The following is a 13,693-nucleotide window of genomic DNA, read 5'->3' on the forward strand; positions in this document are numbered from 1 at the left end:
TGGGGGCACGAGATGGCGAGCACGCACGGCGGTGGCCGTCCGCGGCGGATCGTGGCGGTGACCGCGCTGACCGCGGTCGGGCTGCTGCTCTGGCCCGCTGCGGCGGCGCAGGCCGCGGACGTGACGACCACCCCGACGGAGGCGCGGCAGGGCGACGCCGTACGGCTGGAGTTCAGCGTGCCCGAGGAGCGCGCCGGCACGACGACCAAGCAGGTCGAGATCCGGTTGCCGGCCGACGCGCCGGTGGCCGAGGTCTACCCGATGTCGGTCGACGGCTGGGCGCCCAGGATCGACTCCAAGACCCTGGACAAGCCGGTCGCGGGCATCCACTCCTCCGGGGTGAGCACCGTGACCACGGCGGTGACGTGGGTCCGCGTCGGCCAGGGAGCGACCGGCCCGGCCAAACTGGCCCTGTCCATGGGCCCGTTGCCGCAGGCCGAGCGGCTCACGTTCGAGGTCGTCCAGACGTACGCCGACGGCACGGTCGTCCGGTGGGCGGATGCCGGCGGCGACCACCGCGCGCCGGTGCTGACGCTGCTGCCGGCGGTCCCGGGCGCCGCCGGACCGGCCGCGCACGGCGGCCACGGCGCGCCGGCGGCCGGCGGACCCGCCGCCGGGGACAGCGGTGTGAATCCCGCACCGGTCGGCCGGGAGGGCGACGAGGATTCCGGCAACGCCGACGGAATGCTGGCCGCCGGACTGCTGGCCGGGCTGGGCGGCGGCGCGGCGATCGGCTGGGTGATCAGTCGTTGGCGGCGGCGCGACCCGGTCCAGGCCGCCGCGCTCGCCGAGGCGACCGGCAGCGCCGACGAGCCACCTTCCCTCGCCGAGATCACCGGCCGCGCGGACGAGCCGGTGTCCGCCTCCCGTTGATCCACCCGGGTTCCTGCAAACCGCGCCATCCGAGCCGCGCGGACAGCCCAATGTCCGGGAGCCCGAGTCGATCAAGCCTGGGGCGGACCAGGGCCGTCAGGGCAGCCAGGCGGGTAGCGGCTCGCGGGCGGCCAGCCACGCGTCGGGGACGCCGCCCGGGGTGCCGACCCCGGTGTACGCCGCCACCACCGCCCCCGCGATGGCGGCCGTGGTGTCCACGTCGCCGCCGGCGCGTACGCAGGTCCGGATCGCCGTCGGGTAGTCGTCGAGGTGTGTCGCGGCAACCCAGAGCGTGAACGCGACGGTGTCCTGGGCGGTCACCCGGGCGCCGTTGCCGAGCGCGGCCACCACGCGGGACAGCGGGCGGCCGAGCAGCCCGATGGCGGTGTGTACGCCACGGTGCACCTGGGTGCCCGCGTCGACCACGGCGGCGACCCCGGCGAGGAGCCGGGCCGGGGCCGGTCGGTGGCCGTCGAGGCGGGCCCGGGCGGCGAGCGCGGCGGCCACCGCCACGGCGACCGCGCCGGCGATCCCCTCGGGGTGCGCGTGGGTCACCTCGGCCGAGGCGCGGGCCTGCGCGGCCGCGCGGGCCGTGGAGTCGGCGAAGTACGCGCCCAGCGGACCCACCCGCATGGCTGCCCCGTTGCCGCAGGAGCCCTGCCCGTCGAAGGCGGACGCGGCGGCCACCGGCCACGGGGTGCCGCTGCGGATCAGCCGTAGGGTCAGCATCGCGCCCGCGCCGTAGCCGCGTCGCGCGTCGCAGCGCTCGGCGAACGCCAGCGCCAGCCGGTCCCGGTCGATGGCGCCCGCCGCGGCCAGTTCGGCGACGACCGAGCAGGCCATCTCGGTGTCGTCGGTCCAGGACCACGGTGCCGGTGGCAGGCTGCCCGCGCCGGGATCGGCCACGCCCGACGGGCCGGCCCACGCGCCGGGCACGTCGTCGCCGGGAACGACGGCCGTGGCCGGCGGGGCGTACCGCTCGCCGAGCGCGTCACCGGTGGAGAGGCCGGCGAGACTGTCCCGGGCGAGCGCCAGCCGAGCGTCGGCGAACAGGGTGAAGGACATCGTCGTACCAGCTTGCCCGCTTCCCGGGTACGTCGCAACGCGATCAACTTGCCAGGCCAAGTACCGTCTTGTCGTGGCCTCCGTGCTCCTGGTCGAAGACGATCACGTCGTACGCGGCGCGATGCTGCGGTCCCTCGCTGACCGGGGGCACGCCGTGCACGCCGTGGGCACCGCCCTGGACGCGCTGCGACGGGTCGCCGCGGAGACGCCCGACCTGGTGGTGTTGGACCTGGGCCTGCCCGACCTGGACGGCTCGGACGCGCTGCGGATGCTGCGCGGCATCACCGACATCCCGATCATCATCGCCACCGCCCGCGACGACGAGCAGTCGGTGGTCAAGCTGCTGCGCGCCGGGGCCGACGACTACATGGTCAAGCCGTTCACCGGCGCGCACCTGGACGCCCGCATCACCACGGTCCTGCGGCGCGCCGGACGGGCCAGCCGGACGGTGCAGCCGGCGGTGCACACCGTCGGCGGGCTGCGGGTGGACGTCGGCGAGCGCAGCGCCCATCTCGACGGGGAGCCGCTGGCGCTGACCCGTAAGGAATTCGACCTGCTGGCGTATCTCGCCGCACGACCCGGGCGGGTAGTGTCCCGCCGGGAACTCTTGGAGGAGGTATGGCGGCAGCCATCGGTCGGCGAGGATCAGACCATCGACGTACACCTGTACTGGCTTCGCCGAAAGATGGGCGAGTCCGCGGCGAAGCCGCGCTACCTGCGCACCGTGCGGGGGGTCGGGTTCCGGCTGGTGGCACCGGACTGAGGACCGCGCTGGCCCTGCTCACGGCCGGCATGTGCAGCCTCGTCGCGCTCGCGTTCCTGATCCCGCTCGGGTTGAGCCTGCGGGGGCAGACGCGGGACGAGGCGATCGCCGAGGCGGCCCGACGCAGCGCGCTGGTCACCGGCGCGTTGGCGGTGAGCACGGACCGCGCGGTGGTCGAACGGGCCGTCGTGGCCAGCGGCGACGATGCCGCCGTCCGGCCGGTGGTGTACGGGTTGGGGCTGGACGAGTCCGCGGGCCGCGCCGGTGGCGCCGACCTGGACCGGGCCCGCGCCGACCGCCGCTCGCTGGTCACCGACGTCGACGGCGGGGTGGTCCGGCTCGACCCGGTGGTCCTGGGTGACCGGACGGCCGTGGTCGAGGTGTTCGTGCCGGACTCGACGCTGGGCGAGGGCGCCGGTGGCACCTGGTTGCTCCTGTTCGCGGTGGGCGCGGCGATGGTCGGCGCGGCGGTGCTGGTGGTCGACCGGGTGGCCGCCAGGGCGGTGGACGCCACCCAGGGTCTGGTCAAGGCCGCCCTGTCGATCGGTGACGGCGACTTGGGCGTACGCGTGGAGCCGACCGGCCCGCGCGAGCTGGCGGAGGCCGGGTACGCCTTCAACCGGATGGCCGACCGGCTGGACGCGGCCCGCACCGACGAGCGAGAGCTGGTGGCCGACCTGTCGCACCGGCTGCGGACGCCGTTGACCGTGCTCCGGCTCGACGCGGAGGCGCTGGAGTCCGACGACACCAGCGTGGGCTCGTTCAGCCCGGCGGAGCTGGACCGGCTGCGGGGTATCCGGCGCATCCGGCAGGCGATCGTCACGCTCGAGGGCGAGATCGACGTGCTGATCAAGACCACCCGCAAGGCGGTGGCGCACGAGGCCGGCCCGGCCGAGTGCGACGTCAGCGAGGTGGTCCGGGACCGGATGGTGTTCTGGGCGGCGCTGGCCGGTGACCAGAACCGGCCGCAGCGGGTGACCGGCGCCCAACTGCGCATCCCCGCGCCCGTGCCGCGGGCCGAACTGGCCGCCGCGTTGGACGCGGTGATCGGCAACGTCTTCCGTTACACGCCGCAGGGTACGGCGTTCGAGGTGGCCGTGTCCCGCCGCGACGGGTACGTGGCGATCCGGATCGACGACGCCGGCCCGGGTATCGCCAACCCGGATCGGGCGCTGCGGCGGGGCACCAGCGACCAGGGCTCGACGGGGCTCGGCCTGGACATCGCCAAGCGGGTGGCGTTGCAGGCGAACGGCTCGGTCAGCATCGACCGGGCCCGGTTGGGCGGCGCCAGCGTGGTGATGCTGCTCGCCGACCCCGAGGCGACGCCCCGGCAGGTCAGCAGGTTCGGCCTGGTGGGCCGGATGGCCCGCGACGCCCGGGATCAGAAGAGCAGCGGTCGTCGCTGGCCCCGCCAGCGCCCCACCGACGACTGAGCGTCCACCGGCGGGCGAGGACCGCCCGACCGGCGACCGAGCACTGTCGACCGACGGCCGAGGTCCGCCCGGCCGATCGGTTGATGGGCACGCTCCGATCGGCCGGGCGGGCCGGGGCTGTGCGGCGGCACAAGTCTTCCTTAGATCGAGGTTAACGAGCGCGGTCAGCCGCTTGCGGGCTGACAGGATCAGTGCACGAACCCACCAGTTCCACCGGCCAGCGCACCGCGCACCCACCGGCCGGTGGAGCCGTGCGCGCGGCGGGAGTCTCAGGTCCCCCCACACCCACGCTCCCGCCGCGCGCCCCGCTCACCCCGTACCTCAGCGGGCGTCGGCCACGTACGCGTCGATCTCCTCGATGATCCGCTGCTTGCCGGCCGGGTCGAGGAAGGACGCGGTCACCGCGTTGCGGGCCAGCGCGGCCAGCTCCCCCGGGCCCGCACCGAGCAGTCGGGCCGCCACCGCGTACTCGTCGTTGAGGGTGGTGCCGAACATCGGCGGGTCGTCGGAGTTGATGGTGACCAGCAGCCCGGCCTCGACCAGCCGGGGCAGCGGGTGCTCGTCGAGGGTGGCCACGGCCCGGGTCCGCACGTTCGAGGTCGGGCAGATCTCCATCCCGATCTGCCGTTCGGCGAGGTAGGTGAGCAGTTCCGGATCCTGTGCGGCGGAGATGCCGTGCCCGATCCGCTCCGCGCCCAGCTCGTGCAGGGCGTCCCAGATGGTCTGCGGGCCGGTGGTCTCGCCGGCGTGCGGCACCGAGCGCAGGCCGGCGGCGCGGGCCTGGTCGAAGTAGGGCCGGAACTGCGGCCGGGGTACGCCGATCTCCGGGCCGCCCAGACCGAAGCTGATCAGCGAGTCCGGCCGCTCGTCGAGGGCGATCCGCAGCGTCTCCTCGGCGGCCGGCAGGCCGGCCTCGCCGGGGATGTCGAAGCACCAGCGCAGGTCGAGGCCGAAGTCGGCGGCGGCGCGCTTGCGGGCGTCCTCGATCGCCTCGCAGAACGCCGGCGCGGGAATGCCCCGCCGCACGTGCGAGTACGGGGTGATGGTCAGCTCGGCGTACCGGACCTGCTGGCGGGCCAGCTCCCGGGCCACCTCGTGGGTGAGGAGCCAGACGTCCTCCGGGTCCCGGATGAGGTCGACGACGCTCAGGTAGACCTCGATGAAGTGCGCGAAGTCGCGGAACTCGAAGTAGCTGGCGAGCGCGTCCGGGTCGGCCGGGACGGGGGTGTTGCCCTCGTGGCGGGCGGCCAGTTCGGCGACGATCCGGGGCGAGGCGGAGCCGACGTGGTGCACGTGCAGCTCCACCTTGGGCAGACCGGCGATGAAGGTGGTCAGATCGGTCACGGATTCTCCTGTGCGGGGGCGCCGGTACGGGCAACGACGAAGACACGGCGGAACGGGAAGGACACCTGACCGTGCCGCACCGGGTAGGCGGCGCTGAGGCGTACCCCCAGCTCGGCCCGGAAGGCCGACCAGCCGGCGGCGTCCAGCGCGGCCCGGACGGGTCGCAGCGCGGTGCCCTCCATCCAGGCCAGTACCGGGTGGTCGGCGGCGGGATCGGCCGGCAGCAGGTGCACGTAGGTAGTCTCCCAGGCGTCCACCGCGCAGCCCGCGGTGGTCAGCAGGTCCGCGTAGTCGGCCGGGTCGTCGACGGGGTCGGCCCGCTGGAGCGGGGCCAGCTCGGCCCGCCAGGCCGGGAGACCGGCGACCTCGCGCAGTGCCCGGTGTGACGGGGCGTCGAAGTTGCCGGGGACCTGCATGGCGAGCCAGGCGCCGGCGGGCAGCTCGACGGCCCAGCGGCGCAGCAGCTCCTGGTGGCCGGGCACCCACTGCAGGGCCGCGGTCGTGACCACCACGTCCTCGTCACCGGTTGGCCGCCAGTCGCGCAGGTCGGCGACGGCGAACTCGACCGGGGTCGGCAGGGCCCGCGCGCGATCGATCATCTCGGGCGCGGAGTCGAGGCCGACGACCCGCGCGTCCGGCCAGCGTTCGGCCAGGATGGCGGTGAGGTGGCCGGGACCGCAGCCGAGGTCGACCACCGTTCGGGGCCGGGCGGCGGGGATCCGGCTGAGCAGGTCGTGAAAGGGGCGGGAGCGCTCGTCGGAGTAGCGCAGGTACGTCGTCGGATCCCACATCGCAGCCTCCAAACCGTACGTCCGTCTTGTTGACGGTACGACTCGCGTGGCAGCCCGGCAACCCGATCACTAGGCTCGGGGCATGGAACAGCGCAGCTTCAACCGGCTCGGCCGGACCGTCGGGGTCGTCGGCCTGGGCGCCTGGCAACTCGGCGCCGACTGGGGGACCGTCAGCGAGACCGACGCCATGGCCGTGCTCAGCGCCGCCGTGGACGCCGGAGTCACCTTCCTGGACACCGCCGACGTGTACGGCGACGGCCGCAGCGAGCAGTTGATCGGCCGCTTCCTGCGCTCCCGGCCGGACGCCGGGCTGACCGTCGCCACCAAGATGGGCCGGCGCGTCGAGCAGCGGCCCGAGGCGTACACCATGGCCAACTTCCGGCAGTGGACCGACCGGTCCCGGGCCAACCTCGGGATGGACACCCTGGACCTGGTCCAACTGCACTGCCCGCCGACCGCCGTCTTCGCCGACGACGCGGTCTTCGACGCCCTGGACACCCTCGTCGCGGAGAAGGCCATCGCGGGGTACGGCGTCAGCGTGGAGACCTGCGACCAGGCGCTGACCGCCATCGCCCGGCCCGGCGTGGCCAGCGTCCAGATCATCCTCAACGCCGTCCGGCACAAGCCACTGGAGCAGGTGCTGCCGGCGGCCGCCGAGGCCGGCGTCGGGATCATCGCCCGGGTGCCGCTGGCCAGTGGCCTGCTCTCCGGCCGGTACGACGAGCACACCGAGTTCCCCGCCGACGACCACCGCAACTACAACCGCAACGGTGCGGCGTTCGACGTGGGCGAGACGTTCTCCGGCGTCGACTACACGCAGGGGCTCGCGGCCGTACGCCGGCTCGCGCCGCTTGTCGACGCCGACCGCACCATGGCCCAGTTCGCGCTGCGGTGGGTGCTGGACCAGGCCGGCGTCACCGTCGTCATCCCGGGCGCGCGCGACGCCGAGCAGGCGCGGCGCAACGCCGCCGCGGCGGACCTGCCGCCACTGGAGGCCGCCCAACTGGCCGGTGTACGCGAGGTCTACGACGAGCTGATCCGCCCGCAGGTGCACGACCGGTGGTGAGCCGCCGACCCCGGGTGCTCGCGTCGCGCCGTCAAGACGACGATGCTGGACGCCCGGGGCGGCGTGCCGCCCGATCCGGCGAGGAGGGTGCGCGATGAGGGGTTGGCTGACACTCACCCTCGGCCTGCTGGCCGTGGTGATCGGTGCGGTGTGGACGGTGCAGGGCCTCGGCTACGTCGACGGCAGCCCGATGACCGACGAGACGCTCTGGGTGGTGGTGGGCCCGATCGTGGCCGCCGCCGGACTGGTGGCGCTCTGGCTGGGACTGCGCTCACGACGCCGCCGGTGAGAAGCCAGCCTGGTCGCCGGCGCGAGCGGGTGAGCGGTGGACGTGGAAAGCCCCGCATCCCAGCACGGGATACGGGGCTTCACTTCAACGAGCCCTGACCGGCGGGGGCCGGCCAGATGTGTCAGAGGGGACGGACCTGCTCGGCCTGCGGGCCCTTCTGACCCTGGGCGATCTCGAACTCCACCCGCTGGTTCTCCTCCAGCGTGCGGTAGCCGCTGGTCTGGATGGCCGAGAAGTGGACGAACACGTCAGCACCCCCGCCGTCGACGGTGATGAAGCCGAAGCCCTTGTCAGCGTTGAACCACTTCACGGTTCCCTGCGCCATGTGTATCTCCTTCTAAAACTGGCGGCCGTGCACGCCGTGCGGCCGATTGGCCGTTTTCGAGCAGCGGCGTCTGAGGCGGCCCCCACGAAGGAGACTTCTCTCAACCCACGCCATCTCGCAACAGCGTGGAACAGCAAATCACGTACGCAAAAAGTCTGCACGACCTGTCCGACGAATTTCTCCGACATGTGACCTGACGGATGACTCAGGTCGCTGGGCGGCGTTGCGAGTCGTGCGAAAGGCCCCCTTCCCGTCGATGGGGAAGAGGGCCTGACGTCTATGCGTCGGTCAGTCCGGCCAGTGGCCGGTCATCCGGCGGACGCCGACCGCCCCGCCCCGGTCCACGGCGGCACGGACCACCGCGAAGATGGCCCCCTGCAACGCCGCGGCGGCCAGGATCTCTCCCCAACCACGGTCCTCGTCGGTGGCGTTCGGCGCCTCGCCGTCGCCCGCCGTGACCTTCCAGACCTGCCGGAAGATCGCGCCGGCCACCGTACCCGCGGCGATACCCAACAACACGCCGACCGGCCGGTACGCGACCTTGCCGATGCTCCTGCTCACCTACGCCTCCCCCGCACGATCATCAGCACCACCACGGTGGCCACCGCGCTGGCGGCGAGCGCCGCCCACGGCACCGGGTTGCGTCGAACCAGCTCGCCCTTCTCACGGACCAGGCCGCCCTTGTCGTACGCCTGGGCGCGGGCCATCCCGGCGCCGCGCGCGGCCTGCCCGCGGACCCGGGCCACGGTCTGCGCCGCCTGCTCGCGCATCCGCTCCTTCGCCTGTTCGGCGGACTCCTTCAGGCGGGCCTTGACGTCCGCCTTGGCGGCCAACGCCTCCATGGTCTCGCCCAGCTCCACCCGGGTACGGCGGATCTCCTCGCGTAGGGCCTCGGTGTCGCCCGTTCCGTTGCCCGTCATGCCCGTCCCCTGTCCTTCACGGCGGCGGCCACGGTGTCCACGTCGGCACGGAGGCTGCGGACCGTCGCCGCCGGCACCGGTGGGACCGCACGACTGACCTGCTTCTTGCCCACCAGCGCGAGGATGCCGGCCACCAGGAAGAGGGCCACCGCCACGATCAGCGCGGCGGCCCAGGCGGGCAGCACCAGATCCAGCAGCAGGATGGCGGTGGCGACGAGCGCGCCCAGGCCGTAGAACGCCAGCGCCCCGCCGCCGCCGAACAGGCCGATCCCGATGCCGGCGTGCTTGCCCTTCTGGGTCAACTCCGCCCGGGCCAGCGCCAGTTCGTCCCGTACCAGACGGGATACCTGTTCGGTGGCCCGCTGCACCAGCTCGGCGGTGGAGGGCTCGCTCCCATTGCGGGATGTGCGGGCATTCGCCACGTCAGCCATGCTGTCCTCCTTTCCTCATCACCGCGCTGTATGCCCGGAGTCGTCGCCTGTCAATCCTAAAACTCGACGTGCGGCGACCTGTCGCCGTTGTCGGGATGCCGCGCCGACAAGCTGGCGTGGGTCACCCCGATCACGGCAGAGACGTCCGGCAGCACATCCCCCGCGCAACCCCAACCAAACCTCCCCAGACCCCACCCCACCCATTCGCGGCGATCATGAAGTTATTGCCAGGACACGCCGAAGCAAGAGGCAATAACTTTCATGAACAACGGGGTGAGTACGGGGGTCAGGGGCGGGTTTCCTCGGGGCCTACGAAGGCTTCGCTGCGGGCGTCGCCGTCGTCGCTACCGCCGAAGACGCGGGCGTCGTCGGGGGCCTCGGTGTCGGAGAGGCGTCGGGTCGGCCGCCTGGGCTGCACCCACTGCCAGGACAGGTTGCTGGTGGCGTCGCCCAGTTCGGTGCGGACGCGGGGCATGGCGGTGGGCCGGTTGTCCCGGATCCAGGCCACCAGGTGCTCGCGGACGAGGGCGCGCAGGTCCCACAGACTGCCCGCGTCGGCGGCGCTGACCAGCGCGCGCAGCCGCACCATCCCGCCGGTGGCGTCGGTGACCTGGAGGACGCAGACCCGGCCGTCCCACAACTCGGTGCCCTCGACGAGCCGGCGCAGCTCCTCGCGCATGGTCTGCACCGGCACGGCCCAGTCGACGTCGAACTCGGCGGTGCCGAGCACCGCCGCCTCGGTGCGGGTCCAGTTCTGGAACGGCTTGCTGGTGAAGTACGAGGTGGGCAGGATCAGCCGTCGGTCGTCCCAGATCTGGACCACCACGTAGCTGAGGGTCAGCTCCTCGATCCGACCCCACTCCCCCTCGACGACCACCACGTCGTCGAGGCGGACCGCGTCGCTGAAGGCGAGTTGCAGCCCGGCGAAGACGTTGCCGAGCAGGCTCTGGGCGGCCAGGGCGGCCACCACGCCGACGACACCGGCGGAGGTCAGCACGCCGGCGCCGATGCCGCGCACGCTCGGGAACGTCATCAGCATCACGCCGACGGTCAGGATGACGATCACCGCGACGGTCAGCCGGCGCAGCATCACCACCTGGGTACGCACCCGCCGGGCGTGCCGGTTGTTGGGCACGTCGACCCGGAACCGGGCGAGCGCGGTGTCCTCGACGACGATCAACAGCGCCGCCACCAGCCAGGCGGCGCTGGCGATCACACAGAGCACCAGCAGGTGCAGCAGGAGCCGCCGCCAGCTCTCGCCGACGGCGTACCCGGTGGTGAAGCGGGCGGCGAACTGCACCGCGAGGACGGTGGCGGCGACCTGGAACGGACGGTGCGCGTGGTCGGTCAACTCGGTCAACAACAGGGACCGGCGGCCGAACCGCCGGGTGATCCGGTGGACGACCTCGACCAGGAAGAGGGCGACCGCCGCCGCGGCGAGCGCGGCGACGGTCGTTTCGAGATAGCTCTGCACGAGTGGGGCGCTTCCCTTCGACCGAGCGGCGGAACTTCGGGCAAAAGCCCAATAGTGCCCGACGTCCTCGGTATCGACCAGTTCAGACCTTGCGGTACCGGGACTGGAGGAAGCAGTACACGCCGAAGGCGGCGATGCCGAGGGCGACCAGGGTCAGCAGGATGGAGCCGTACGACTGCTCGCGCAGCGTGTGCAGGGCGGCGTCCAGACCACGGGCCTTCTCCGGGTCGTACTTCACCGCCGCGACGATGACCAGCAGGCCGGCGATGCCGTACGCGACACCCTTGGCGACGTACCCGGCGATGCCGAGGCGACGGGCCAGCTGGCGGGTCTTCGGGCTCATCTCGCCGGTCTTGAGGTGCTTCTCGAACGTCTTGCGGATGCCGTAGATGACCAGGCCGATGCCGATCGCCGCGACCACCAGACCGGCCAGGCCGACCAGCCAGCGGCCACCGGTGGAGGTCATCAGCTTGCCGCTCAGCGCCTCCTGGTTGTCGGCGCTGTTCGACCCGGCCTCGGAGAACACCTTGAAGGCGGTCCAGGCGAAGTAGAGGTAGACGATGGTCCGGCCGGCCGAGGCCAGCCGCTCCATGACCCGCTCCTTGCCCCGCTCGGCGCGGTGCCCGCCCGCCGCCTCGAGGCCCTGCCAGATCGCCATGGCGAGCAGGCCGACCGCGACGGCGATGACGAGGAACTTGCCGAGCGGCTGTTCCGAGAGGGTACGCAGCGCGCCGGACTGGTCGCCGTCGTCGGACGACGTGCCGAACGCGATCTGCAACGCCAACCAGGCGAAGAGCAGGTGGACGATGCCGTAGCCGATGAAGCCGGCCCGGGCGAGAAGTTCCAGCCACCGGCTGTCCGCCGTCCGGGAGGCGGTGGCTTCGGCGCTACGGGTGAGTGACATGGCGTCACAATCTCCGATTCCGACGATTCCCAAACGTCGGCCACCGCCGCCCGCGCGGGTCAGTTACCCGGGTTGCGGGAAACGCGGATCTTGACCTGCTGGTCGGTGACGCTGTCGACGGTGACCGCGAACCCGCCGGCCTCGGTGGCCTGCTGGCCGGTGGTGAGGGTGAGCTGCTCGCCGGCGACCTCGACGGTCACCTGGTCGCCCTCGGCGCCGACCAGCTTCGCCTCGACGCCGAGGATGGTGGCGCTCGCCTCGACGCCCCGCTCGAAGGTGACCGTGCAGGCGTCCAGCCCGCAGTCGGTGGAGGCGCCCTGGGAGCTGCAGCCGGCGAGCAGGGCGAGGCCGAGCGCCACGGCGGCAACCAGGCCGGCAGCACGGCGGACGGGGGGCAGGCCGATGGTGGTGGGTCGGTTCGTCACCCCGCCAAGGGTACGAGACGTCCGCGACGACCGGGCGGGGGCGAGCGTGGCCGGCGTCCCGGCTAGGGTCCGGGCATGGCCTTCGACATCGCCCGTACCCGGGCCGCCTATCCCGCCCTGACCGAGGGCTTCGTCCACTTCGACGGCGCCGGGGGCACGCAGACCGCGGCCGGCGTGATCGACGCGGTCACCGACGCCATGCGCGCCGCCGTCGGCAATCGCAGCGCCGCCTTCACGCCCGGTCGTCGGTCGCTGGAGATGGTGGCGCAGGCCCGCTCGGCGGTCGCCGACCTGCTCGGGGCCGAGCCGGACGGGGTGGTGCTCGGGCCGAGCGCCACCGCGCTGACGTACACCCTGGCCCGTACCCTCGGCGCGACCTGGCGGCCCGGCGACCAGGTGGTGGTGTCCCGGCTCGACCACGACGCCAACGTGCGCCCGTGGGTGCAGGCCGCCGAGGCGGCCGGCGCGACGGTGCGCTGGGCCGAGTTCGACCGGCACACCGGCGAGCTGCCCAGCGGCCAGTACGCCGACCTGGTGGGCGAGCGGACCCGGCTGGTGGCGGTGACCGCCGGCAGCAACGCCATCGGCACCGTGCCGGACGTGCCGGCGATCGCCAAGATCGCACACTCGGTCGGGGCGCTGGTCTGCGTGGACGGCGTGCATTCCGTGCCGCACGGTCCGACCGACCTGACGTCGCTCGGCGCGGACGTGCTGGTCACCAGCGCGTACAAGTGGTCCGGGCCGCACCTGGCCGCGATGGTGGCCGACCCGAGCCGGTGGGCGGCGTTGCGCCCGGCGAAGCTGGTGCCGTCCGCCGACGCCGCGCCGGACCGTTTCGAGTACGGCACACCGAGCTTCCCGCTGCTGGCCGGCGTGACGGCCGCCGTGGATCACCTGGCCGCCCTGGACCCGGACGCGACCGGCGACCGCCGGGCGCGGCTGCGGTCCGGGTTGGCCGCCGCCCAGGCCCACGAGGAGGCGCTGCTGGATCGGCTGCTCGCCGGTCTCGCCGCGCGGCCCGCCGTCACGGTCTACGGCTCGCCGGCCCGGCGCTGCCCGACCGTCTCCTTCCGGGTCGCCGGGCTGTCGCCGCAGCAGACCCAGCAGGCGCTGGGCGATGCCGGGTTCTGCCTGTCGGCCGGCGACTACTACGCCTACGAGTACTTCCAGACGATGGGTCTGCGCGACAGCGGCGGCGCGGTGCGGGCCAGCATCTACCACTACAACACGGTGGACGAGGTGGACCGGTTGCTCGCCGAACTCGACGTGCTTGCCGCCGGGGCTGGGACAATGGCCCGGTGAGCACCCTCGTCGAGGACAATCCCGCCAAGAACCGATTCGAGATCCTGGTCGACGACGCGTTGGCCGGCTTCACCGCCTACCTGCAGCGTGGCGACGACGTGCTGGTCTTCACGCACACCCAGGTGGACCCGGGCTTCCAGGGCAAGGGCGTCGGCGGCGCGCTGATCCGCGGCACCCTCGACCAGGTGCGGGCCCGGGGTGGGCGGGTGGTGCCGCAGTGCCCGTTCGTGGCGGCGTTCATCGACAAGCATCCCGAGTACGCCGACCTGGTCGCCGAGCAACCGTAGC

Annotated in this window: 17 protein-coding genes; 7 read left to right on the forward strand and 10 right to left on the reverse strand. The window is 73.1% G+C overall.

The window, feature by feature from the left end:
• The first annotated feature begins 12 nt into the window (after nt 1-12).
• Nucleotides 13-873, forward strand: a complete 861-nt coding sequence (locus AB0I89_RS03725; RefSeq protein WP_357119640.1) for a DUF1775 domain-containing protein — start codon at nt 13-15, stop codon at nt 871-873.
• Between the two features lie 96 nt (nt 874-969).
• On the opposite strand, the gene AB0I89_RS03730 is transcribed toward AB0I89_RS03725, so the two are convergent.
• Nucleotides 970-1,938 carry an ADP-ribosylglycohydrolase family protein gene (locus tag AB0I89_RS03730; RefSeq protein WP_357119643.1) on the reverse strand — a complete coding sequence of 323 codons (969 nt, stop codon included), beginning with the start codon at nt 1,936-1,938 and terminating at the stop codon, nt 970-972.
• Between the two features lie 73 nt (nt 1,939-2,011).
• Here AB0I89_RS03730 and AB0I89_RS03735 point away from each other — a divergent pair, with 73 nt between their 5' ends.
• Nucleotides 2,012-2,701, forward strand: coding sequence for a response regulator transcription factor (locus AB0I89_RS03735; protein ID WP_074318485.1), 690 nt, complete (start codon nt 2,012-2,014; stop codon nt 2,699-2,701).
• A gap of 29 nt (nt 2,702-2,730) precedes the next feature.
• On the forward strand, nt 2,731-4,134 hold the full coding sequence (locus tag AB0I89_RS03740; protein WP_357119646.1) for a HAMP domain-containing sensor histidine kinase: 1,404 nt from the start codon (nt 2,731-2,733) through the stop codon (nt 4,132-4,134).
• A 321-nt stretch (nt 4,135-4,455) separates the two neighbouring features.
• On the opposite strand, the gene AB0I89_RS03745 is transcribed toward AB0I89_RS03740, so the two are convergent.
• Complete coding sequence (locus AB0I89_RS03745) at nt 4,456-5,478, reverse strand: adenosine deaminase (protein WP_357119649.1); 1,023 nt, start codon at nt 5,476-5,478, stop codon at nt 4,456-4,458.
• Entirely contained in the window at nt 5,475-6,269 is a 795-nt protein-coding gene (locus AB0I89_RS03750) for a trans-aconitate 2-methyltransferase (RefSeq protein WP_357119654.1), read from the reverse strand. The genes AB0I89_RS03745 and AB0I89_RS03750 overlap by 4 nt, the downstream gene beginning before the upstream one ends.
• Before the next feature lie 82 nt (nt 6,270-6,351).
• On the opposite strand from AB0I89_RS03750, the gene AB0I89_RS03755 reads away from it, so the two are divergent.
• Together AB0I89_RS03755 and AB0I89_RS03760 are read left to right on the forward strand one after the other, a co-directional pair.
• Entirely contained in the window at nt 6,352-7,335 is a 984-nt protein-coding gene (locus tag AB0I89_RS03755; RefSeq protein WP_357119657.1) for an aldo/keto reductase, read from the forward strand.
• A gap of 94 nt (nt 7,336-7,429) precedes the next feature.
• Nucleotides 7,430-7,624 carry a hypothetical protein gene (locus AB0I89_RS03760; RefSeq protein WP_357119660.1) on the forward strand — a complete coding sequence of 65 codons (195 nt, stop codon included), beginning with the start codon at nt 7,430-7,432 and terminating at the stop codon, nt 7,622-7,624.
• A gap of 121 nt (nt 7,625-7,745) precedes the next feature.
• On the opposite strand, the gene AB0I89_RS03765 is transcribed toward AB0I89_RS03760, so the two are convergent.
• The 7 genes from AB0I89_RS03765 to AB0I89_RS03795 all read right to left on the reverse strand — a co-directional run bounded on the left by AB0I89_RS03765 (nt 7,746) and on the right by AB0I89_RS03795 (nt 12,103).
• Nucleotides 7,746-7,949: a cold-shock protein gene (locus tag AB0I89_RS03765; protein WP_011905669.1), complete on the reverse strand. Its 204-nt coding sequence runs from the start codon at nt 7,947-7,949 to the stop codon at nt 7,746-7,748.
• 288 nt (nt 7,950-8,237) lie between these two features.
• A complete protein-coding gene (locus AB0I89_RS03770) occupies nt 8,238-8,510 on the reverse strand; it encodes a DUF4235 domain-containing protein (protein ID WP_007458126.1) in 273 nt (90 codons plus the stop codon).
• Nucleotides 8,507-8,869 carry a DUF3618 domain-containing protein gene (locus tag AB0I89_RS03775; protein WP_357119663.1) on the reverse strand — a complete coding sequence of 121 codons (363 nt, stop codon included), beginning with the start codon at nt 8,867-8,869 and terminating at the stop codon, nt 8,507-8,509. The genes AB0I89_RS03770 and AB0I89_RS03775 overlap by 4 nt, the downstream gene beginning before the upstream one ends.
• Nucleotides 8,866-9,300 carry a phage holin family protein gene (locus AB0I89_RS03780; RefSeq protein ID WP_357119666.1) on the reverse strand — a complete coding sequence of 145 codons (435 nt, stop codon included), beginning with the start codon at nt 9,298-9,300 and terminating at the stop codon, nt 8,866-8,868. Before AB0I89_RS03780 ends, AB0I89_RS03775 begins: the two co-directional genes overlap by 4 nt.
• Before the next feature lie 286 nt (nt 9,301-9,586).
• The gene (locus AB0I89_RS03785; protein ID WP_357119669.1) at nt 9,587-10,774 is read right to left on the reverse strand and encodes a mechanosensitive ion channel family protein; all 1,188 of its coding nucleotides are present in this window, start codon (nt 10,772-10,774) and stop codon (nt 9,587-9,589) included.
• An 82-nt stretch (nt 10,775-10,856) separates the two neighbouring features.
• A complete protein-coding gene (locus AB0I89_RS03790; protein WP_357119673.1) occupies nt 10,857-11,678 on the reverse strand; it encodes a DUF1206 domain-containing protein in 822 nt (273 codons plus the stop codon).
• Between the two features lie 59 nt (nt 11,679-11,737).
• On the reverse strand, nt 11,738-12,103 hold the full coding sequence (locus tag AB0I89_RS03795) for a hypothetical protein (RefSeq protein ID WP_357119675.1): 366 nt from the start codon (nt 12,101-12,103) through the stop codon (nt 11,738-11,740).
• Nucleotides 12,104-12,178: 75 nt separating this feature from the next.
• Here AB0I89_RS03795 and AB0I89_RS03800 point away from each other — a divergent pair, with 75 nt between their 5' ends.
• Both AB0I89_RS03800 and AB0I89_RS03805 read left to right on the forward strand, forming a co-directional pair.
• On the forward strand, nt 12,179-13,405 hold the full coding sequence (locus tag AB0I89_RS03800; protein ID WP_357119678.1) for a cysteine desulfurase-like protein: 1,227 nt from the start codon (nt 12,179-12,181) through the stop codon (nt 13,403-13,405).
• Entirely contained in the window at nt 13,402-13,692 is a 291-nt protein-coding gene (locus AB0I89_RS03805) for a GNAT family N-acetyltransferase (protein ID WP_357119681.1), read from the forward strand. Before AB0I89_RS03800 ends, AB0I89_RS03805 begins: the two co-directional genes overlap by 4 nt.
• Nucleotide 13,693 lies beyond the last annotated feature (1 nt).

Origin of the sequence: Micromonospora sp. NPDC049801, from assembly GCF_040656575.1 — a bacterium.
In the GTDB taxonomy this organism is placed as follows: Bacteria; Actinomycetota; Actinomycetes; order Mycobacteriales; family Micromonosporaceae; genus Micromonospora.